Source organism: Methylobacterium sp. Leaf85 (assembly GCF_001422125.1).
In the GTDB taxonomy this organism is placed as follows: Bacteria; Pseudomonadota; Alphaproteobacteria; order Rhizobiales; family Beijerinckiaceae; genus Methylobacterium; species Methylobacterium bullatum.
In genome coordinates this window covers 1-19,294 of the sequence record NZ_LMME01000007.1, presented here as the reverse complement: position 1 = coordinate 19,294, position 19,294 = coordinate 1, and the positions used below count along the sequence as shown (strand labels likewise).

The following is a 19,294-nucleotide window of genomic DNA, read 5'->3' as shown; positions in this document are numbered from 1 at the left end:
TTGCCCCGCACGCCCTCTCGTATTGGAGGGGTCGCAATCCTTGTCATGGGAGCCCAGACCGAGGTCGATGCCGGGGCATTTAACTCCCAGTTCCTCGCCCCGATCCGAGCCTCCAGCCTTGGCGAGCCGCCGCCCGGGGCGATGGTGACCGACACCACCGACGCAGGCACCGCCCCGCCGCCCCTTTCGGCCCACCCGGTCGGTCACCGGACAGGCCCCCTTCACTGGGCGGCAGGTGTGGGGATATAGGCATGGAATAGGAATTTTGTCAAGAAATTTTCATCTGGTATCTCCATACCCGGGAACTGCTCATGAGTGGGGGGAACCGATAAACGACATCTCTCGAAAAAAAATTCTGTGGCCAACGACCAGTTTCGAATGAAGAAAGCAACCGCAGGTAGACAAGCGGACACCAAGAGTACATCGTAGAGGTCAGACGGTTGAGTTTTATGACCAGTTAGGCAGTCTTAGCTCAAAATATAAGTTGATGAAATGCCAAAGAACCATAATGTTAAATCTATAGCATCAGCGTTTGAAGCTGGACTATACGAACCATATATAAGGCATATACGTTTCCCTTTTTATAAGAACCTAGTCCCGTTTACTGAGATAAACTTTGATTTTCCGATAACTGCCCTTGTTGGAGCGAACGGAACCAATAAAAGCTCTATACTGCGGGCACTTCAGGGGTCGCCAGAATATAGCAACCTCGGTAATTATTGGTTTTCAACTGATGTTGATACAATAAGTGATGAGCCACGCAATAAACATTGCTTTATTTATGGCTACAGGCACAAATCCGCTCAAAAAATCGTCGAGGTTTTAAAAACAAGGGTTATGAAAGATGACCCGGACTACTGGGAGCCGTCAAGACGAGTAAAAAGATATAAAATGGAAGATTTCACCAAAACCAAGGGGAATTCTGGAACAACGCGGTGGGATGGAATCGATAAGAAAGTCACTTATATAGATTTTCGTCAATCTCTTAGTGCGTTTGATAAATATTTTTACCGAACTGAAAATGCCTCCCCGCAAGAAATGCGCGAGAGAAAGGATTTTATTCGCCAAAGATCTGTGCATTTGAATCGGGCGATTGAAGCCAAAACAAAAAGCTATACTTACTACGTCAATAGGATTATTGGCGGACAGAATAAGGTTGCTTCCAAAAGCGACATTTCTGTAATATCTCATATATTAGGTAGAAAATACAAAGAAATTATATGGGTAAGACATACTTTCTTCAATATCGAAGCGTGTACTTGTGTGTTGAAAACTGATGATTTAAATTATACGGAAGCATTTGCAGGAAGTGGAGAGTTCGCTGTTGTACGTCTGGTAATCGAAATCTCGTCTTCTCCCGAAAAATCGTTAATACTTTTAGATGAACCGGAAGTATCACTTCATCCAGGAGCTCAAGAACGTCTAGTCGACTTTTTATTCGATATCTGCAAGACGAAAAAACATCAGATTGTTATATCCACTCATTCACCTGCTATAATTCGCAAGCTGCCAGATAATGCAATCAAAGCATTCTTGTTTGATCCAGCTCTTGGCAAAATTCGTTTACCTACGCAATCTTCGGCACCTGAAGAAGCTTTTTTCTATCTGGGGGAGCCTATTCCAGAAAAAGTAACAATCATTGTCGAAGACGCGCTTGCAATGAATTTTATCAGGAAATGCTTGAGAACAAGGGGAGAGGCTTTTCTACAAAGATTTGATGTAAAGTTTTTCCCTGGCGGCGCAGAAACTTTATGGACCCAGTACATGCCGATTTTTGCTTTGGAAGATCGTTTTGATATTTTGATATTTTTAGATGGTGATAAACGACCGGTAGAAAACCTCATTGATCCAGCGTCAGTACCTAGCAATATCGAGGCACAAGAGTTAAAGAGAATACTTCGCATCGTCGCAGGAGCAGAAATTCAGTTCCAGACCGACGGTAGTATTATGACTGGAACCACTGAACAAAGAAGCCGTGTAGAAACACAACAGAATAACTCTCGTAGAAAATTTGTATCTTGGGCGCTAAAACACGTGCGTTACTTACCCGGTGACTCAAATCCTGAAGACTTTATATGGGAGCATATGACCAAAGATGACTTATCGAATTCAGTTGCAAATGCTTTCCCACCAAAGGAGCGTTTCGTAGAACTTACGAGAAAAGAAATGGGAATTGCGCCATACGAACCATTAAATAGCACTGATATTCTGCAAACCCAAATTCGACGGCTAGCGAGTATCTCTGATGAGAATTCTGGTATAATAGATGTTTTGGCTTCAATCACGGACTTTGTCGAAGCTAGCAAACGGCAAAATTGAGATGATAAAAGTATACGACTTTTTTTCCGGCTGCGGCGGTACAAGTTGCGGCTTGTCTCAGGCCGGACTTGAGATCGTTACAGGTCTAGATAGTGACCGAGATGCTGCTTCGACCTATCGCATGAATATCAAAGGAGCCTCCTTCTTGGAGACCGATATTCGGAGTCTATCAGAAGAAGCTTTAGACCTAAAAACACATGGCGGCGCACCAATTTTATTCTGCGGCTGCGCTCCCTGCCAGCCGTTTTCAAAGCAAAATCGCAATCTGGATTTTAATGATCCGAGGCGAAATCTGTTGTCCGAATTTGGACGTTTTGTTCAACGGTGGACGCCGGACTATGTCCTAGTTGAGAATGTCCCGGGATTGCAGCGTGTATCCCCCGATGAAGGTCCTCTCAGAAGCTTCATTTCGCTACTTAACAGTCTAAATTACAGCTTCGTATCGGGGGTACTTCCCGCGCTATGGTACGGAGTTCCACAAACCCGCGAGCGTTTTATCCTAATTGCCAGCCTAAAGGCTGGCGTTTTTCTTCCTCCGGCAAGTCATGGATTAGGCCTTAAATCCCCCTCGACAGTTGAGGATTGGATAGGTGAGCTACCAAGCATTGCGGCTGGGGAAACGCACAGCGACGATCCTGACCATCAAGCGGCGCGTTTGTCTGACTTAAATCTGGACCGTATCGCACATACCCCAGAAGGCGGAGGTCGTGAGGCTTGGCCAGAAGCATTACGATTGGAATGCCATAAATTTCATAAAGGGCACTCCGATGTTTATGGCCGTTTGTCTTGGAAAAAACCTGCCGCCGGCCTAACCACTCGCTGTATTAGCTATTCGAACGGCCGTTTTGGACATCCAACGCAGGATCGCGCAATTAGCGTTCGCGAAGCTGCTAGCTTACAGACATTCCCCGACTGGTATAAATTTTCGGGATCTCTTGCATCGCGCGCAAGGCAAATTGGAAACGCCGTTCCTCCCTTGATGGCGAAACAGATTGGTGAAGCTATAATTTCGCATGCACTACAATGAGTGTTCGCTTAATATTTAATAGCTAGCTTCAATATACTACATTCCCGCCCACTCCTTTCACCGCCCCGTCCGCACCCGCGTCCAATTCCGCGTCACGAACCGCTGCGTCCGGTCATCCCAGGCCTGGTTGGTGAACAGCCGCTGCATCGTCGCGTCGTCCGGGTAGATGCCGGCATTCGAAAGAATCTCCGGCTTCACCAGGGGTTTGGCGGCGAGGTTGCCGTTGGCGTAGGCGACGAAGTTGGTGTTGGCGGCGGCGACGTCGGGGCGCATCAGGTAGTCGATGAAGCGGTGGGCCTCCTCCGGGTGGGGGGCGTCCTTGGGGATGGCGAGGGCGTCGAACCACATCAGCGCGCCTTCCTTCGGGATGAAATAGGCGATCTCGACGCCGTTCTTCGATTCCTCGGCGCGTTTCTTGGCCTGCATCACGTCGCCGGAATAGCCGACCGCGAGGCAGAGGTCGCCGTTGGCGAGCCCGTTGATGTATTCCGACGAGTGGAATTTTCGCACCGCGCCGCGCACTCTGAACAGGGCGTCGGTGACCTGGGAGATGTCGTCCCAGCGCTTGGTGTCGGGCTTGAGGCCGTAGGCCGGCAGCATGCTCGGGATCAGGTCCTCGGGGCTGTCGAGCATCATCACCCCGCAATCCTTCAGCTTGGCCATCAGCGAGGGGTTGAGCACCAGCGTCCAGGTGTTGAGGGGCTGGTTCGGGCCGAGGCGCTCGCGCACGGGGCCGAGATTCACGCCGATGCCGGTAGTGCCCCACATGTAATCGACCGCGTAGGTGTTGCCGGGGTCGTAGACCGCGAGGCGCTGGGCGATCTCGGGCCAGGCGTGTTTCAGGTTCGGGATCTTGGCCTTGTCGAGGGGCCGGAACACGCCGGCCTTGATCAGCCGCTGCAGGAACGGGCCGGTGGGCACCACGAGATCGTAGCCGGACTGGCCGGCCAGCAGCTTCGTCTCCAGGATCTCGTTGTTGTCGTAGGTGTCGTAGACGACCTTGATGCCGGTCTCCTTGGTGAAGGCGTCCAGCATCTTGGGGTCGATATAGTCCGACCAGTTGTAGATGTTGACCACGCGCTCGGGGCCCTTCTGCTCCTCAGCCTGCGCCGAATTGAGGAAGGCGAAGGCCAGGAACAGCGACCCGGCGAGGCTGAGCGCCAGCGCGATCAGAAGGATGACGAAAACGATCCGGCGCATCGGCTGGCTCCTCGCGTGTCCAGGCGTCAGGCGGTGCGTTTGGCCGCGACGACGACGATCTCCACGAGGTATTCGGGTGCGGCGAGCTTGGCCTCCACCGTGGCGCGGGCGGGCGGGTTGTCCTTCGAGACCCAGGCATCCCAGGCGGCGTTCATCTCGGCGAAGGTGGCGATGTCGGCGAGATAAATGGTGGTCGAGAGGATGCGGCTCTTGTCGCTGCCGGCCTGGGCGAGCAGCCGGTCGATCTCGGCGAGGATCTCCTGCGTCTGCGCGGTGACCCCGGCCCCCACCACCGTGCCGGCCACCTGACCCGCGAGGTAGACCATGTCGCCATAGGTGACCGTCTGGCTCATGCGGGCGCCGGATTCGAAACGGGTGATCGTGGTCATGCGGGGATACTCTTCTATCGATGCGTTACATGCAGGACTACCGGCCCCGACGGCCGGTGCCAAGCTATGGGCTCAACGCGATTTTGAGAGATGGCGCATCGGTCGCTCAACCTCATGTGCTCAAGCAGCAACATCCGGACTCGTAATGCACCGAGGGAGACCGACAAAGGATTCATCTCTTGACGGGAAGCCGAGGCAACATTCAAGCTTACACGCTTGAGGCATTCTTCCGCGTTGACATCAGAGCCGCTGATTATGAACATCGATAATGACAGCAATTTTAGCAAACCATCGAATGGTCAAGTAACAGCATATCCCTCGGGTCCGGCGTCAAACCCGGATACCCCGCCCCATCCGCTCGACAATAAATGGCATCTTCACATCAACGGACAGACTTACGGTCCCTATACTGGCCATACGATCAAAGAATATATTAGCGAAGGAAGGGTAACACCAAATTCCCAAGTTCTTCTTATCGGCACTGAGAAGTGGACCAATGCCGCAGAAGACCCCTTGATTTCCAGCCTCTTGCGAGAACAGCAAAAACCAAGCCCGCCTCCTATCAGCGCGGCGGCTGGCTCAACAGTCGTTCAAGTCACCAATCAAATTCAAACACCCAACCTGTTTGCAGGACTTGAGGTTGCCAGCGCAAAATCGCCGGGGGTAGCCTTGCTTTTGTCTATTCTCATCTGCGGCGCAGGGCAGATGTACAATGGTCAAGTCGGCAAGGGAATACTGATGTTTTTTGCATGCGTATTTCTTTGGTTAATCTTCCTTGGCTGGATAATATCAATTTGGTCTTTGATCGACGCATATCAAACCGCAAAGCGGATGAACCTTGCTTACATGAGGCAGGTCTCAATGGGCGGTCCTATTTAAGGGGATTGGCCTTGCTGAATCAGCGGCACTCGATGGCTTGGACAAACTGTCCAGCCTGCCAAAAGCCTGTTCCACCCACTCGCGCTATATGCACGAATTGTGGGTGCGTGATCGCTGTCGAGGTTCTCATTCGACAGGGTAGACCAAAGCTCTTCAAGTCGGCGGTAGCTGTTGTTAGATTTTTACAACGCCAGCCCTACCGGTGGCCACTTTGGACGCTTGCATTTTTTCCACTGCTACTAGCACCGCCCACAGCGGCGATATTCATATCGCTAGGGCAATGGAAACTTGCTAAGCCCACAAATCATGATAAGAGACTTTACTCAATTATAATTCTAATTTCACTATTGAATATTGCTATCTCCGTGGCGCTGATATCCACTACCGCCGATCATCTAATGACGCTTCTCGTGGATGCTTATCGAGGTCTTTTTAACATTCGATCTCATTCTGGCAATAATGACTTAAAATACATATAGTGCCCGTATATCGCATTTTAATACATTAAAAAGTTTTGCAAACGGGATCCGGCATCGGTCCGGGCAACCGTTACCGTACGTACTCGTGCCGCCTTCATGGTAGATCACCCTGGCAATGAAGCACCGGGCAACCTCCTGCCCTCTCACGCGTTCAACGCTCACACAGAGCTTAGCTGAGAGGTCGCTATGTTGGATATCCTCGGAACAATCGTGATTGGCTTCGTCGCCGGCGTAATCGCTAAATTTATTATGCCAGGCGATAAATATGAGCCCTCGGGCTTCATTATGACCACACTTCTAGGAATCGTCGGCGCAGTCATCATGACCTTTATTGGCCAGCAGGCTGGTTGGTATGGCGCGAATGAGGGTGCGCGCTGGATTGCATCGATTGTTGGAGCGTGTCTCGTACTTGCGATTTGGAGCTTCATCCAACGTAGCCGCACCTCCACCACCCTCTGAGCCTCGAAGGGCGCGGGTCGTGTGACCCGCGCAGAAGATCGGACATGAAAAAAGGGGCGCCCCATCGGAGCGCCCCTTTTTCGTGTCTTGGGTTCAGGAGATTTGGGTTCAGGAGATGTAGCCGGCCGACTTGACCGGGCAGTGGCCGGTGGCACCGCGAATGGCGAGGCCGGCACCGACCACGAGGGCGGCGAGGCTCAACCACTTGTTCGGCCGGGGCTGGGCGGCGGCCGCCGCGATACCGAGGCCGAGCACCACGGACACCGCCCGCTCGGTGGTGGACAGGTTCGCTTCGCCCTCGAAGATGCTCGGAATCATCGGATCTGCCATGGTGGAGTCTACTCCTCGTGTTGCGTCGCGGGGCGAACGCGGCGGGAGGATGGGTGTTCCGAGAGAACGGAGGCCGGATGGGTACGAGCACACGCAAACCGATATCCATGGCCGAGATCCGCCGCCTCGCCGGCCCGGAAGTGTTCACGCGCGGCGAGGAGTACCGGCGCCGGGGCGCGGTCTCCGACCTCGTGATGCGCGGCGACACCCTCACCGCCGCCGTGGCGGGGAGCGAGATCGACCCCTACCGGGTGAGCATCCGCCTCGCGCGGGGCAAGGCGACGGCCTTTTCCTGCACCTGCCCCTACGAATGGGGCGGCGCCTGCAAGCATGTGGTGGCGGCGCTGCTCACCCTCGCCGACGATCCCGGCTCCGCCGTCGCCCGGCCGACGCTGGAGGCCCTTCTCGCCCCCTTGAGCGCCGAGGCCCTGCGCGACCTGATCCTGCGGCGGGCGGAGGAGGATCCCGACCTCACCGGCTGGATCGAGGCGGACCTCGCCACCGCGTTGCGCCCCGGCGGCGCGCCGGTGGACACCGCTCCAATCGCCGCGCGCGCCCGCGCCGTGCTCTCCGGCCCCTCCCGACACCGCGACTTCTGGGACGGCTATCGCCCCAGCGGCAATGCCGACGCCCTGCGCCACCTCGCGGACAAGGCCGTGCCGCACATGGAGGCCGGCGACGGAAGCAGCGCCCTGCGGATCCTCGAGGCCGTGGCCGAACCCGTGATCGAGGACTGGCTCGGCGGCGGCTACGAGACGGACGAAGAGTTCTACCTCCTCTTCCACGATCTCGGGCGGATGATGGCCGAGGCGGCGCTGCTCTCCGACCTCGACGGGGGCGAGCGGGAGGCGCTGGTGGACACCCTGGAGGGCTGGGACGCGGAGCTCTACGACTACGGCGTCGAGGACGGCTTCGGCATCGCGGCCCGCGCCCTGGAGCAGGGCTGGGACGATCCCGCGCTCAACGCCATTTTGGAGGGCGGGACCGGGCCGTGGCCGGCGGACGACGAGGACCTTACCGAGCTCGAACTCACCGCGATCCGCCTGCGGGTGCTCGACGCGCGGGGCCACGGCGACGCCTATCTCAACCTCGCACGGGCCGTCGGCGCCGAGGCGCGCGTCGCCACCATGCTCGTGCGGCTCGGCCGGATCGCGGAGGCGGTGGCGCATGGCAGTGCCCGCTTCACCCTGCCGGACGAGGCCCTCGACCTCGCGCGGGCGCTGATGGAGGCGGGCCGGTCCGATGAGGCGTTCCACGTCGCCGAGGCCGGGCTCGGCCTCGCGGGGGGCGATGCCGGCGACAGGGACGATCAACCGTGGCGTCCCGGCGCATCGGTCCTCCCCCTGGCGCAGTGGCTGCGCGAGGATTACGAGGCGGCGCGCGCGGTCGCGGGGGAAGGCTGGAACCGGCTGAAGCCCGATCTCCTCGCCGGGCTGATCGCCGCCGACCGCGCGCCCGACCGGATCGAGATCCTCCTCGACGAGGGGATGATCGACGAGGCGGTCGCCGCCATCGGCGAAGCGACGGGCTACGACACGCCCGAGCCGGTGACTTTGCGCCTGCTGGAGGTGGCGCATGGGCGCCATTCCGATTGGGTGATCCGCACCGCCGAACGCAAGGCCGTCGCGATCATCGATCAGGGTCAAGCGGGCCGCTACGATGTCGCCGCGGCCTTCCTCGCGCGCGCCGCCCAAGCCTACGACGCGGCGGGGCGGATCGACGACTGGACCGCCCGCATCGAGGACCTCATCGCCACCCACCGCCGCAAGCACAAGCTCCGCCCCCTGCTGGAGGCCCTGCGCTACGACGCGTGAGCCTCACGCCCCCGCATGACCGGCGGGGGTCGATGCGGCGACAAGGCCGTCGTCGATCTCGCTCGCCCGCAACGCCGCCGGCCGGGCATAGAGCCGGCCGATATAGGCCTCGAAGGCGGGGCGGCGCGGAATCGTGCCGAACTGCATGCCCCAGCCGAGATGCGAGCCGAGATAGAGGTCGGCGGCGCTGAACCGGCCGCCCGCGAGATACTCCGTGCCCGAGACCGCGCCTTCCAGGGTATCGAGCACCTCGGCCATGCTGCCGTAGCCGGCCATGCCCTTGCGCTCGGGCGGCACATCGATACCGAGCGCCGTGTTCAGGACGGCCGCCTCCACCGGCCCGGCGGCGAAGAACAGCCAGCGGTAATACGCTCCGCGCTCCGCGCTGCCGGATGGCGGTGCGAGACCGGCGTCGGGGAACGCATCGGCGAGATAGGCGAGGATGGCGGCGCATTCGGTGACCACGCTCTCGCCATGGCGCAGGGCCGGCACCTTCCCCATGGGATTGATGCCGAGATAGGCCGGCTGCTTCAGCGCTGTGAAATTGAGGATCTCTGCCCGGTAGGGCCGCCCGACCTCCTCCAGCATCCAGCGCACGATCCGCCCGCGCGACATCGGGTGGGTGTAGAGGATGAGGTCTTCGCTCATGGGGCCTCCCTGGGACGGTGGTCGCCGGCGATTCGCCGAGGCAGGGGAGGGTACGGAGCTGACCGAAGCCGGCAAGTGCCCGTGGCTGCCACCAGACCACCTCCACCTCAGCTGCGGCGCCGCAGCCTCGGGAGGGTTCCGGGGATCGCAATGATATCTGAAGCCCTCCTTCAAGGCCTGCGCTTCGCTCCGTCGCCTCAGGATGAGGTGGTTTGGCGGGATGGGCCATGTGCGGCCGGCCCTGTTGCCATCACCAGACGTCCCACCCAATCACCTCATCCTGAGGCGCCGCGTAGCGGCCTCGAAGGAGGGCTCCAGAAGATCGCGGTGGGTTCTGGAGCCCTCCTTCGAGGTCTCCGCTCCGCCCCGTTCCTCTCCGAACTTTCATGCATCGGTCGAGGTCGATGTCATCGATACACACCCAGGGCGCAGCGGAACGATCATGGCCATCCGCCTCTGACGATACCGGATGATGGAGTGAGCACCGGGCACGACCATCTCGATCATGGGCGCGCTTCCCGAGGCATCCGTGCCCCAAACGAAAAAGCGCGGCCCCTCTCGGGACCGCGCTCTTCATTCTCGATCACCCCGAAGGCTGAGGGGGCTTACGCGTCCTGGCGAGGTCCGCGGGCGCGGTCCTGCTCGGCGTTGCGCTCGGCCTTGAGCTTCTCGGTCAGGTCCTCGCCGGTCTCCTGGTCGACGACCTTCATGGAGAGGCGGATCTTGCCGCGATCGTCCGCGCCGAGGAACTTCACCTTGACCTTCTGGCCGTCCTTGACGACGTCCGTCACCTTGGCGACGCGCTGGGCGGCGAGTTCCGAGATATGGACGAGGCCGTCCTTGGCGCCGAAGAAGTTCACGAAGGCGCCGAACTCCATGCATTTCACGACGGTGCCGTCGTAGATCATGCCGACTTCGGCTTCCGCCACAATCGACCGGATCCAGTTATAGGCGGCCTTGATGGCCTTGCCGTCGCTGGAGGCGATCTTCACCGTGCCGGTGTCGTCGATGTTGATCTTGGCGCCGGTCTTCTCGACGATCTCGCGGATCACCTTGCCGCCGGTGCCGATCACTTCCCGGATCTTGTCGGTGGGGATCTGCATGGTCTCGATGCGGGGCGCGTATTCGCCGAGCTCGGGACGGGCATCGGTGAGGGCCTTGGCCATCTCGCCGAGGATGTGGACGCGGCCTTCCTGCGCCTGATGCAGGGCGACCTTCATGATCTCCTCGGTGATGCCGGCGATCTTGATGTCCATCTGCAGCGAGGTGATGCCGGCTTCCGTGCCCGCCACCTTGAAGTCCATGTCGCCCAGATGATCCTCGTCGCCGAGGATGTCGGACAGCACGGCGTAGCGCTCACCCTCGAGGATGAGGCCCATGGCGATGCCGGCCACCGGACGGCGCAGGGGCACGCCGGCATCCATCAGCGACAGCGAGGCGCCGCAGACGGAGGCCATCGAGGACGAGCCGTTCGACTCGGTGATCTCGGACACGACGCGGATCGTGTACGGGAACTCGTGGGCCGGCGGCAGCACGGGATGCACGGCGCGCCAGGCGAGCTTGCCGTGGCCGATCTCGCGACGGCCCGGGGAGCCCATGCGGCCGGTCTCGCCCACCGAGTAGGGAGGGAAGTTGTAGTGCAGCAGGAAGGTCTCCTTGTAGGTGCCTTCCAGCGCGTCGATGAACTGCTCGTCCTCGCCGGTGCCGAGGGTGGCGACCACGAGGGCCTGGGTCTCGCCGCGGGTGAACAGCGACGAACCGTGGGCGCGGGGCAGCACGCCGACCTGGGACACGATCGGCCGCACGGTGCGGACGTCGCGTCCGTCGATGCGGGAGCCCGTGTCGAGGATGTTCCAGCGCACGACCTTGGACTGCGCTTCCTTGAACGCGGCCTTGACCTTCTCAGGCGAGAACCTCTGCTCACCCTCGGCCGGACAGAGAGCCGCGATCACCTTCGCCTTCACGGCGTCGACGGCAGCGTAGCGCTCCTGCTTGACGGTGTTCTTGTAGGCGTCGCGGAGCTCCGCTTCGCACACGTCGAGGACGGCCTGCTCCACGTCGCCGTTCTCGGGCGCGGAGAAGTTGCGGGGCTCCTTGGCGGCCTTCTCGGCGAGGCGGATGATCGCGTCGATGACCGGCTGGAAATGCTTGTGGCCGAACATCACGGCGCCGAGCATGGTCTCTTCGTCGAGCTCCTTGGCCTCGGATTCCACCATCAGCACGGCGTCCTGCGTGCCGGCGACGACGAGATCCAGGGTCGAGTTCTCGAGCTCGGGAACCGGCGGGTTCAGGATGTACTGGCCGTTGACGTAGCCGACGCGGGCCGCGCCGATCGGGCCGGTGAAGGGCACGCCCGACAGGGTGAGGGCGGCGGAGGCCGCCACCATGGCGAGGATGTCGGGATCGTTCTCGAGGTCGTGGGTCAGGACGGTGACGACGACCTGGGTGTCGTTGCGCCAGCCTTCGACGAAGAGGGGGCGGATCGGGCGGTCGATGAGGCGGGAGACCAGGGTCTCCTTCTCGGAGGGACGGCCTTCGCGCTTGAAGTATCCGCCGGGGATGCGGCCGGCGGCGTAGGCGCGCTCCTGGTAGTTCACGGTGAGCGGCAGGAAGTCGATTCCGGCCTTGGGCTCCTTGCCGGACACAACGGTGGCCAGCACCGAGGTCTCGCCATACGTCGCCATCACGGCGCCGTCGGCCTGGCGGGCGACCTTGCCCGTCTCGAGGACGAGCTTGCGGTCGCCCCAGATCAGCTCTTCACGTTGTACGTCGAACATATGTCATGCCTTCCTGCGGTCGGGCGTGCCCGGCGCCGCCAGGGGCAAGACGGCGAGGAGTTCCGCGCCGGACCGGCGAAGAACTCCTGGCGATCCTGTCCCCGACGAGTGCGCCTCGAAGCGGCCCGATGGTCGCGCGGCCAGACCCATTCCGGCAGCGCGGGACGTCAATGAAACGCGGCCCTGAGCCAGGCTCGGGACCGCGAAAATCGCCTTAGCGGCGGATGCCGAGACGCTCGATGAGGCTGCGGTAGCGGGCCTCGTCCTTGCGCTTGACGTAGTCGAGCAGCGAGCGGCGCTGCGAGACCATCTTCAGGAGGCCGCGGCGGGAATGGTTGTCCTTGCCGTGGGTCTTGAAGTGGCCGGTGAGGTTGGTGATCCGCTCGGTGAGGATCGCCACCTGGACCTCCGGAGAACCGGTGTCCTTGCCGCCGGTCGCGTATTCCTTGATGAGCGCAGTCTTGCGCTCGGCCGAAATCGACATCGCATTCCCTTTCGATACGGGTTTTCGGATCGAGACGGTTTTCTTCGAGAAAGACCGCCTCAGCCTGCGACGGGGCCTGTGCCGGGATGTCGTCCAGCACGGTCGCGTTCACAAGCAGCTTTAGCCCCGTGCCCGTTTCCGGGTCGAGGCCAGAGGACACATACACGAATCCGGGCTTCGTGCCACCCCCGTCCCGGCGCCTGCCCGGACGGATGCCGGGCCTTCGCTCCGCCTCGGCGGAGCGTCCGGAACGACGCAAGGCCGCCTCGGGCCATTCCAAGTCTAACGTCTTGATTTATCGTATTGTCTGTCGACGAGCCGGGCTCCATTTCGCCGCAAAGGTCACACTGCGACAAATTCGAGCTTCTGTCTTTTGCATTCAAACTTAAATGTGATAAAGGCTCGGCCTCAACTAAGAAGCGCAATCAGGTTTTCCGAAACGACTGGGGGTGGAATGAACCGGATCATCATCAAGATCGGAAGACCGATAGCATTTGCTGTTATTGCTTTCGCATCAAGTTATTACTTGTTTGGCTCGGCCTTTATCGCGTTGGCACTTAGCCTGATCCCCCTGCTGCTCGGGGGGCTTGGTGTCTTCGAGAGCTTTTCCTACACAGTCGCGGCGCTGATCTTCGTCGCCGCCGTGATCTGGGCCGTCGTTCCCGCCGGGACGAAGGAGTTCGTCAAGCAACACTACGATGCCGCCGTGAAGGAGTTCGTGGCCAGCATGCCCGACACGAAGAAAACGGACTGAACCGGCATCGAAAACAGCGTTCGCCGGTTCTGCGGCCGGACCGCCCCGACGCTCAGAAGCTTGAGCGCAGCCCGATGGGCGGATGGAATCAGCCGGAGGCGGACAGTCGATCCGGCACAGCGGAGCTCACCGCGCGGATGTCCCGCACGAGCGCGTCGATCCGCTCGAGCTCGGAATCCCAGGCGAACATGAATCGGGCGCCACCGCCGATGAAGGTGTAGAAACGCCAGCCCCTGTCCCGCAAGGCGTCCAGTCGCTCGGGCGATGCCTTCAGGAATACGGCGTTGGCCTCCACCGGAAACATGGCGGTAAAGCCCGGGCACTCCGCCACCGCCCCGGCGAGACGTCGCGCGCAGGCATTGGCGTGGGCCGCGTTGCGGAGCCAGGCGCCGCCCTCCAGCATTCCGACCCAGGGCGCGGTGAGGAAGCGCATCTTCGAGGCGAGCTGCCCCGCCTGCTTGCAGCGATAGCCGAAATCCTCGGCGAGGGCGGGATCGAAGAACAGGATCGCCTCGCCCGCCGCCATGCCGTTCTTGGTGCCGCCGAAGCAGAGCAGGTCGACCCCCGCCTTCCAGGTCATCTCCGCCGGTTCACAGCCGAGGCTGGCGCAGGCATTGGCGAAGCGCGCGCCGTCCATGTGAAGGCGCAGGCCGAGGTCACGGCAGGCGGCCGAAACCGCCCGGATCTCGTCGAGGGTATAGAGCTGCCCGGTCTCCGTCGGCTGGGTGATCGTCACGACGCGGGGTTTGGGGAAATGAATGTCGGAGCGCCCCGTCGCGAGCCCCCGGATGAGGGCCGGCGTGAGCTTTCCGTCCGGGCTCGCCGCCACCAGCAGTTTCGAGCCGTTGGAGAAGAATTCCGGGGCGCCGCACTCGTCGGTCTCCACATGCGCCGAGGCCGAGCAGATGACGCTGTGATAGGACTGGCACAGGGAGGCCAGCGCCAGGGAGTTCGCGGCGGTGCCGTTGAAGGCGAAGAACACCTCCGCATCCGGCTTGTCGAACAGATCGCGGAACGCGTCCGACGCCCGCTTCGTCCAGGCATCCTCGCCATAGGCGGGCACCGAGCCGCCATTGGCCGCTTCGGTGGCGGCCCAGGCCTCGGGACAGATGCCGGCGTAGTTGTCGCTGGCGAATTGCTGGGGTTCGGACTTCATCGTCGCTGCGCCTTCCGTCGGTCCCAAAGGAGAGCCGAAGCGACGCGTGGCGAAACCCGTTTCGTTGCCGGTTCGGCCACATCCCCTCCAGTCGATGAGGGCTCCACCTTGCTCGGATCAGCAGGTTGGCGTCGGGCGTCGCCGCGACTCTTGATGCAGGAGGAGACTTAGCAGCGCGCGGGGCCGGCCGCAACGCGAAGAGAATATGCGTGCCGCCCGTCCTCCCACACTGGGAGGACGGGCGAGGAGCGAACTTCAGGCAGTCGGGCGACCCGAGCGGCCGGAATAGCGGCGGCGGAGGTAGGAGACGACCCTGGGGAGAAGGAAGGCGAGGATCAGCTTGCGCATTTGGAGGACACTCCGGAGCGGTGAATAAGATGCGGCGCCCATCCGGGGCCGCCAGTCCGAAGTGCAATGATCGGCAGGGCTTTGCGTTCCTCGGCCGGCCATACGGAGAGGATGCGCCCGCCCGTCACAGGTCGAGGGTCAGCGTCACCGGTACGTGGTCGGAGGGTCGCTCCCAGCCCCGCGCCTCGCGGAACACGTCCACGGAGCGCGCGGTGCCGATGAGGTCGGGCGAGATCCAGGCATGGTCGAGGCGCCGCCCCTTGTTGGCGGCCGACCAGTCCGGCGAGCGGTAGCTCCACCACGTGTAGATCTTCTTGGGCTCCGGGGTGAGCACGCGGGCGGCGTCGATCCAACCGGCTTCCCCGCGCAGTTCTTCCAGGGCCTGCGTCTCCACCGGCGTATGGCTGACCACGGAGAGCAACTGCTTGTGCGACCAGACGTCGTGTTCGAGGGGCGCCACGTTGAGGTCGCCCACCAGGATCGCCGGGCCGGCCATGCGCCGTGCGCCCCAGGCACGCAGGTCTTGCAGGAAGTCGAGCTTATGCGCGAATTTCGGATTGAGCTCGACATCCGGAACGTCGCCGCCGGCCGGGACGTAGAAATTGTGGATCACGAGGCCCGCCGCCGCACCCGCCTCCGGCCCGAGCACCGCCGAGATGTGGCGGGCATCCGGCTTACCGCAGAAGGCCATGACGTCGCGGGTGAGCAGGGGAAAGCGCGAGAGGATGGCCACACCGTTGTAGCCCTTCTGGCCGGCGAAGACGACGTGCTCGTAGCCGGAACCCCGCAGGGCCTTCAGCGGAAACGCGTCGTCCGGGCACTTGGTCTCCTGCAGGCAGAGCACGTCGGGCTTCGCTTGCGCGAGGAACCGCAGCACGAGATCGATGCGCAACCGCACCGAATTGATGTTCCAGGTGGTGACGGAGAGGCGCAACGGGTCTAGCTCACAGATGTGATAAGGGACGGGATCGGCCGCTTCGATAGACCGGATCGGCCCGCCCGTCGCCGCACAAATGCCGCGTTCCATCAGCGAGAAGGACGCGCCGTCGCCGTTTCAGGAAGGATCGCCCGTCGTGTCGCGCACCCGCTCTGCGCTCTTCAACGTCTACTGGGCCGCCTGGACCGCCTGTTTCGCGCTTCCCCTCGTGGTGCTCGCGGCCCTCGGCTGCCCGACGAAGCCGATTCGGGCGGCGACGCGGCTGTGGTCGCGCGGCATCCTGTTCGGCCTGCGCCACATCGTCGGCCTGTCCTATGTGGAGGAGGGGCGCGCCCACATCCCCGCAGAGCCGTGCCTCATCGTGGCCAACCACCAATCGGCCTGGGAGACCCTGGCCTTCCTCATCCTGATCCCGAACGTCGCCATCGTGGCCAAGCGCGAACTCGTGGCGATCCCCATCGTCGGATGGTTCCTGCGCCGCTCGCCGATGATCATCATCGACCGGGCCAACGGCACCCAGGCCCTGCGCACCATGATCGACGAGAGCCGGATGGCCATCGCGGAGGGGCGCTCGATCCTGATGTTCCCGGAGGGCACCCGCAGCACCATCGACGCGCCGGTGCAGTTCAAGCGCGGGGTCGAGCTGCTCTACGCCAAGCTCGGCCTGCCGGTGCTGCCCGTGGCGGTGAATTCCGGCCTGTACTGGCCCCATGGCGGCTCGCGCCACATTCCCGGAACGGTGGTGGTGAGCTACCTTGAAACCCTGAAGCCGGGATTGAGCGGGGGCGAGTTCATGCGGGGCACGCAGGATGCGATCGACGCGGAGTTGAACCGCTGGCGGAGCGGCGCCCCGGCCGTCGCGCTTCAGGTGTCGTAAGTCTTCGGAGCGACCTCAATGGCGTCGAGGCTCGCACGAATTGTCCCGAACGCACCAAAGCAGGGTTTGAGATCGATCTCGATATCGCCGAGGCCGAGCCCCGTGCAGCTATGCGTCGGGTGAACCGGGCGATCCTTAGCCCATCGCAACCTTAGACCGCCAATCACATTCTGACGGCTGAATCCCGCCAGGCTGACATCGATCATGTCCGTCAGGACCAAGGTGACGCGGGCGTATTCGCGCCGTCCTCTCGCGCGCGTCTCGACGTCGAGCTTAAGGAGATTTCGACCGGAGCAGTCGAGGGTCAAGGCAACGAGTTCGGCATCGCCGAAATTCGGGGACCCGCCCATCCACGCCAGCAACGCGGCGCCGCCCGGTGTCGCCTCAATGACGGCACTGGTCTGGTCCGGCTCTTCCGTCATCGATCTCTCCAGCAGCCGCCGGCCGCACACCACCCGTTCCATATACCCGCCGCGTCAGGGGAAGCCGATCAGGGGAACGAGGCCGGTGACAGATCGGCAGGGCTTGATGAGCGAAAAAACCCTCCCCCCTGTGCGGGGGAGGGTGCCTGCGGAGCAGGGGGGAGAGGGGCCGCCCCTTTCCGGAAATGGCGCTCCCCTCATCCGACCCGCTGACGCGGGCCACCTTCTCCCGCAAAGGGGAGAAGGGAGGCACTCGCGATCACTGCGCCTTGATCTGCTTCTCCATCGCCTTGTCCTCGCTGCGCCCGTAATTGATGAAGAACTGGCTGCCGTCGATGGCCTTGCCCTTCTGCAGGTTCGAGAGCTGGACCGTGGTCTGGTAGCCCTGCGGATCGGTGATCCGCCACTGGCTGAGGGTCTTCATCTCGGCGTCGAAGAACAGCTGGATCTTCGAGGTGCCGCCCAGCGTCGCCCGGTCCTCGAGCGAGATGCGGATGCCGCCCGGATCGTTGGCGATGTCCGACACAGTGAGGTCGCGGGCGAGGTCGATCTTGTCGCGGAGCAGGAATTTTAGCGGCGTCTGCGAGATGAAGTAGAGGTCCTGGGTCTTCAGCTTGCGGTCCTTCACCGCCACCGACGTGCCATCGGCCACCACCTCCATGGGGGAGGGCTGGTCGTAGTCGAAGCGCAGGCGGCCGGGCTTGGCCAGGGTCAGCTTGCCGCCGATGCGGCGCCCGTCGCCGGCGATCTGGACGAAGTTGCCGCTGAGCGTGGTCATCCCGTTGAAATAGGCGTTGGCCTGGGCGAGCACGGCGGCGGGCTCGGCATCGAGCATGGAGGACGCGGCGGTGGGGGCACCGACGGCGGCCACCTTGGCGGGCGCGTCCGAGGGCGCGGCCTTCGCGGCGGGCTTCGCGCCGGGAGCCGCCTTGTCCGACCCCGCCTTGGCGTCCTTGGCGGGTTTGGGTGCCTGGGCCGCGGGCTTCTTCGGCGCGGCGGGAGCGGCCGGTGGCGCTTCCGGCTCGGGAGCGGGGGCCGGCGCGGGCTGCTCCTTGCGGCCGAACAGACCGTCGAGGAAGGACGAGACCTGCGCCGAGGCCGGCGCGGGCTGGAGGCCGGCCGCCAGCACGAGGAGCGAGCCGGCGGCGAGAAGGTGGCGTCGGCCGGTCATCCTGGGGCGTTCTCCGAAGTCGGGTGGGGTTCCGGCTTAGAACCCGAGCCTGTGGCGAATATGGGACGTCGATGCGGTGGAGGTGAGGGGCCGGAGACGGCTCGCCTCGTCCGGAGCCACCCCCACCCTCGGTCCCTCCCCACAAGGGGGAGGGAGGAATAGCTCACTCGTCGTCGTCGTCCATCATCGGCGAGGACATCGAGATCGCCCCCATGCTGGACGGCGCGGTCTCCATCAGGATCTCGCGCTTGCCGGCGTGGTTGGCCTGGCCGACGATGCCCTCGACCTCCATCCGCTCCATGATCGAGGCGGCGCGGTTGTAGCCGATCTGCAGGCGGCGCTGGATGTAGCTGGTGGAGGCCTTGCGGTCCCGCATCACCACCTGCACCGCCTGGTCGTAGAGGTCGGCACCCGCATCGATCCCGCCGCCCGCATAGGCCCCGGCATCGAAGATCGGCGCGTCGATCTCTTCGGCCTCGGCGGCCGCCGCCTTGTCGGCCTTGGAGGCCTTGGCCGGCTTCTCCTCGGGCGGGTTCTCGTCCACGGTGACGGCTTCGAGATAGGACGGCCGGCCCTGGCGCTTCAGGTGGGCGACCACGCTCTCGACCTCCGAATCCGAGCAGAACGGGCCATGGACGCGGGTGGTGCGCCCGCCGCCGGCCATGAACAGCATGTCGCCCTGGCCCAGCAGCTGCTCGGCGCCCATCTCGCCGAGGATCGTGCGGCTGTCGATCTTGGACGTGACCTGGAAGGAGATCCGGGTCGGGAAGTTCGCCTTGATCGTGCCGGTGATGACGTCCACCGACGGGCGCTGCGTCGCCATG

General features: G+C 62.1%; 18 protein-coding genes and 1 riboswitch. Of the genes, 7 read left to right on the top strand and 11 right to left on the bottom strand.

Annotated elements, in window-relative coordinates; genetic code table 11:
* Positions 1–492 precede the first annotated feature (492 nt).
* Positions 493–2,319 carry an ATP-dependent nuclease gene (locus tag ASF08_RS23835; protein WP_082473107.1) on the top strand — a complete coding sequence of 609 codons (1,827 nt, stop codon included), beginning with the start codon at positions 493–495 and terminating at the stop codon, positions 2,317–2,319.
* Positions 2,267–3,346 carry a DNA cytosine methyltransferase gene (locus ASF08_RS23830; RefSeq protein ID WP_200931835.1) on the top strand — a complete coding sequence of 360 codons (1,080 nt, stop codon included), beginning with the start codon at positions 2,267–2,269 and terminating at the stop codon, positions 3,344–3,346. The genes ASF08_RS23835 and ASF08_RS23830 overlap by 53 nt, the downstream gene beginning before the upstream one ends.
* Before the next feature lie 57 nt (positions 3,347–3,403).
* On the opposite strand, the gene ASF08_RS06610 is transcribed toward ASF08_RS23830, so the two are convergent.
* Together ASF08_RS06610 and ASF08_RS06605 are read right to left on the bottom strand one after the other, a co-directional pair.
* Entirely contained in the window at positions 3,404–4,546 is a 1,143-nt protein-coding gene (locus tag ASF08_RS06610; protein ID WP_156629489.1) for a polyamine ABC transporter substrate-binding protein, read from the bottom strand.
* Between the two features lie 26 nt (positions 4,547–4,572).
* On the bottom strand, positions 4,573–4,935 hold the full coding sequence (locus tag ASF08_RS06605; RefSeq protein ID WP_056142920.1) for a RidA family protein: 363 nt from the start codon (positions 4,933–4,935) through the stop codon (positions 4,573–4,575).
* Positions 4,936–5,190: 255 nt separating this feature from the next.
* Here ASF08_RS06605 and ASF08_RS23825 point away from each other — a divergent pair, with 255 nt between their 5' ends.
* Both ASF08_RS23825 and ASF08_RS06600 read left to right on the top strand, forming a co-directional pair.
* Positions 5,191–5,814, top strand: a complete 624-nt coding sequence (locus ASF08_RS23825) for a GYF domain-containing protein (RefSeq protein WP_156629488.1) — start codon at positions 5,191–5,193, stop codon at positions 5,812–5,814.
* A gap of 668 nt (positions 5,815–6,482) precedes the next feature.
* Positions 6,483–6,752, top strand: a complete 270-nt coding sequence (locus ASF08_RS06600) for a GlsB/YeaQ/YmgE family stress response membrane protein (protein ID WP_056143085.1) — start codon at positions 6,483–6,485, stop codon at positions 6,750–6,752.
* Positions 6,753–6,860: 108 nt separating this feature from the next.
* Here the strand turns inward: ASF08_RS06600 and ASF08_RS06595 are convergent, their stop codons facing one another.
* Positions 6,861–7,082, bottom strand: a complete 222-nt coding sequence (locus tag ASF08_RS06595; protein ID WP_018044130.1) for a YgaP family membrane protein — start codon at positions 7,080–7,082, stop codon at positions 6,861–6,863.
* Between the two features lie 107 nt (positions 7,083–7,189).
* Here ASF08_RS06595 and ASF08_RS06590 point away from each other — a divergent pair, with 107 nt between their 5' ends.
* Complete coding sequence (locus ASF08_RS06590) at positions 7,190–8,896, top strand: SWIM zinc finger family protein (RefSeq protein ID WP_056142917.1); 1,707 nt, start codon at positions 7,190–7,192, stop codon at positions 8,894–8,896.
* A gap of 3 nt (positions 8,897–8,899) precedes the next feature.
* Here the strand turns inward: ASF08_RS06590 and ASF08_RS06585 are convergent, their stop codons facing one another.
* The 3 genes from ASF08_RS06585 to rpsO all read right to left on the bottom strand — a co-directional run bounded on the left by ASF08_RS06585 (position 8,900) and on the right by rpsO (position 12,805).
* On the bottom strand, positions 8,900–9,544 hold the full coding sequence (locus ASF08_RS06585) for a glutathione S-transferase family protein (RefSeq protein ID WP_056142914.1): 645 nt from the start codon (positions 9,542–9,544) through the stop codon (positions 8,900–8,902).
* Between the two features lie 605 nt (positions 9,545–10,149).
* The gene (gene pnp / locus ASF08_RS06580) at positions 10,150–12,321 is read right to left on the bottom strand and encodes a polyribonucleotide nucleotidyltransferase (protein WP_056142911.1); all 2,172 of its coding nucleotides are present in this window, start codon (positions 12,319–12,321) and stop codon (positions 10,150–10,152) included.
* Positions 12,322–12,535: 214 nt separating this feature from the next.
* Complete coding sequence (gene rpsO / locus ASF08_RS06575; protein WP_018044126.1) at positions 12,536–12,805, bottom strand: 30S ribosomal protein S15; 270 nt, start codon at positions 12,803–12,805, stop codon at positions 12,536–12,538.
* Between the two features lie 454 nt (positions 12,806–13,259).
* On the opposite strand from rpsO, the gene ASF08_RS06570 reads away from it, so the two are divergent.
* A complete protein-coding gene (locus ASF08_RS06570) occupies positions 13,260–13,559 on the top strand; it encodes a hypothetical protein (protein WP_056142910.1) in 300 nt (99 codons plus the stop codon).
* A gap of 88 nt (positions 13,560–13,647) precedes the next feature.
* Here the strand turns inward: ASF08_RS06570 and ASF08_RS06565 are convergent, their stop codons facing one another.
* Together ASF08_RS06565 and ASF08_RS06560 are read right to left on the bottom strand one after the other, a co-directional pair.
* On the bottom strand, positions 13,648–14,715 hold the full coding sequence (locus ASF08_RS06565) for a threonine aldolase family protein (RefSeq protein ID WP_056142908.1): 1,068 nt from the start codon (positions 14,713–14,715) through the stop codon (positions 13,648–13,650).
* Between the two features lie 50 nt (positions 14,716–14,765).
* Positions 14,766–14,877: riboswitch (SAM-I-IV-variant riboswitch) on the bottom strand.
* A 310-nt stretch (positions 14,878–15,187) separates the two neighbouring features.
* On the bottom strand, positions 15,188–15,997 hold the full coding sequence (locus ASF08_RS06560) for an exodeoxyribonuclease III (RefSeq protein ID WP_056142904.1): 810 nt from the start codon (positions 15,995–15,997) through the stop codon (positions 15,188–15,190).
* Positions 15,998–16,076: 79 nt separating this feature from the next.
* Between ASF08_RS06560 and ASF08_RS06555 the strand changes: the two genes are divergently transcribed.
* Entirely contained in the window at positions 16,077–16,877 is an 801-nt protein-coding gene (locus ASF08_RS06555; RefSeq protein WP_082473097.1) for a lysophospholipid acyltransferase family protein, read from the top strand.
* Here ASF08_RS06555 and ASF08_RS06550 read toward each other — a convergent pair.
* The 3 genes from ASF08_RS06550 to ASF08_RS06540 all read right to left on the bottom strand — a co-directional run.
* Positions 16,865–17,299, bottom strand: coding sequence for a hypothetical protein (locus tag ASF08_RS06550; protein WP_156629487.1), 435 nt, complete (start codon positions 17,297–17,299; stop codon positions 16,865–16,867). The two genes, ASF08_RS06555 and ASF08_RS06550, sit on opposite strands and share 13 nt — an antisense overlap.
* A 259-nt stretch (positions 17,300–17,558) precedes the next feature.
* Positions 17,559–18,470, bottom strand: coding sequence for a LolA family protein (locus ASF08_RS06545; protein WP_056142899.1), 912 nt, complete (start codon positions 18,468–18,470; stop codon positions 17,559–17,561).
* 163 nt (positions 18,471–18,633) lie between these two features.
* Positions 18,634–19,294 (bottom strand): DNA translocase FtsK (locus ASF08_RS06540; protein ID WP_056142896.1); only part of this gene is annotated, 661 nt, incomplete at its 5' end.

Bases quoted from the DNA above. Each gene is read 5' to 3' on its own strand.
- ASF08_RS23835 (WP_082473107.1), top strand. From the start codon at position 493: ATGCCAAAGAACCATAATGTTAAATCTATAGCATCAGCGTTTGAAGCT.
- ASF08_RS23830 (WP_200931835.1), top strand. From the start codon at position 2,267: ATGTTTTGGCTTCAATCACGGACTTTGTCGAAGCTAGCAAACGGCAAA.
- ASF08_RS06610 (WP_156629489.1), bottom strand. From the start codon at position 4,546: ATGCGCCGGATCGTTTTCGTCATCCTTCTGATCGCGCTGGCGCTCAGC.
- ASF08_RS06605 (WP_056142920.1), bottom strand. From the start codon at position 4,935: ATGACCACGATCACCCGTTTCGAATCCGGCGCCCGCATGAGCCAGACG.
- ASF08_RS23825 (WP_156629488.1), top strand. From the start codon at position 5,191: ATGAACATCGATAATGACAGCAATTTTAGCAAACCATCGAATGGTCAA.
- ASF08_RS06595 (WP_018044130.1), bottom strand. From the start codon at position 7,082: ATGGCAGATCCGATGATTCCGAGCATCTTCGAGGGCGAAGCGAACCTG.
- ASF08_RS06590 (WP_056142917.1), top strand. From the start codon at position 7,190: ATGGCCGAGATCCGCCGCCTCGCCGGCCCGGAAGTGTTCACGCGCGGC.
- ASF08_RS06585 (WP_056142914.1), bottom strand. From the start codon at position 9,544: ATGAGCGAAGACCTCATCCTCTACACCCACCCGATGTCGCGCGGGCGG.
- pnp (WP_056142911.1), bottom strand. From the start codon at position 12,321: ATGTTCGACGTACAACGTGAAGAGCTGATCTGGGGCGACCGCAAGCTC.
- rpsO (WP_018044126.1), bottom strand. From the start codon at position 12,805: ATGTCGATTTCGGCCGAGCGCAAGACTGCGCTCATCAAGGAATACGCG.
- ASF08_RS06570 (WP_056142910.1), top strand. From the start codon at position 13,260: ATGAACCGGATCATCATCAAGATCGGAAGACCGATAGCATTTGCTGTT.
- ASF08_RS06565 (WP_056142908.1), bottom strand. From the start codon at position 14,715: ATGAAGTCCGAACCCCAGCAATTCGCCAGCGACAACTACGCCGGCATC.
- ASF08_RS06555 (WP_082473097.1), top strand. From the start codon at position 16,077: ATGCCGCGTTCCATCAGCGAGAAGGACGCGCCGTCGCCGTTTCAGGAA.
- ASF08_RS06550 (WP_156629487.1), bottom strand. From the start codon at position 17,299: ATGACGGAAGAGCCGGACCAGACCAGTGCCGTCATTGAGGCGACACCG.
- ASF08_RS06545 (WP_056142899.1), bottom strand. From the start codon at position 18,470: ATGACCGGCCGACGCCACCTTCTCGCCGCCGGCTCGCTCCTCGTGCTG.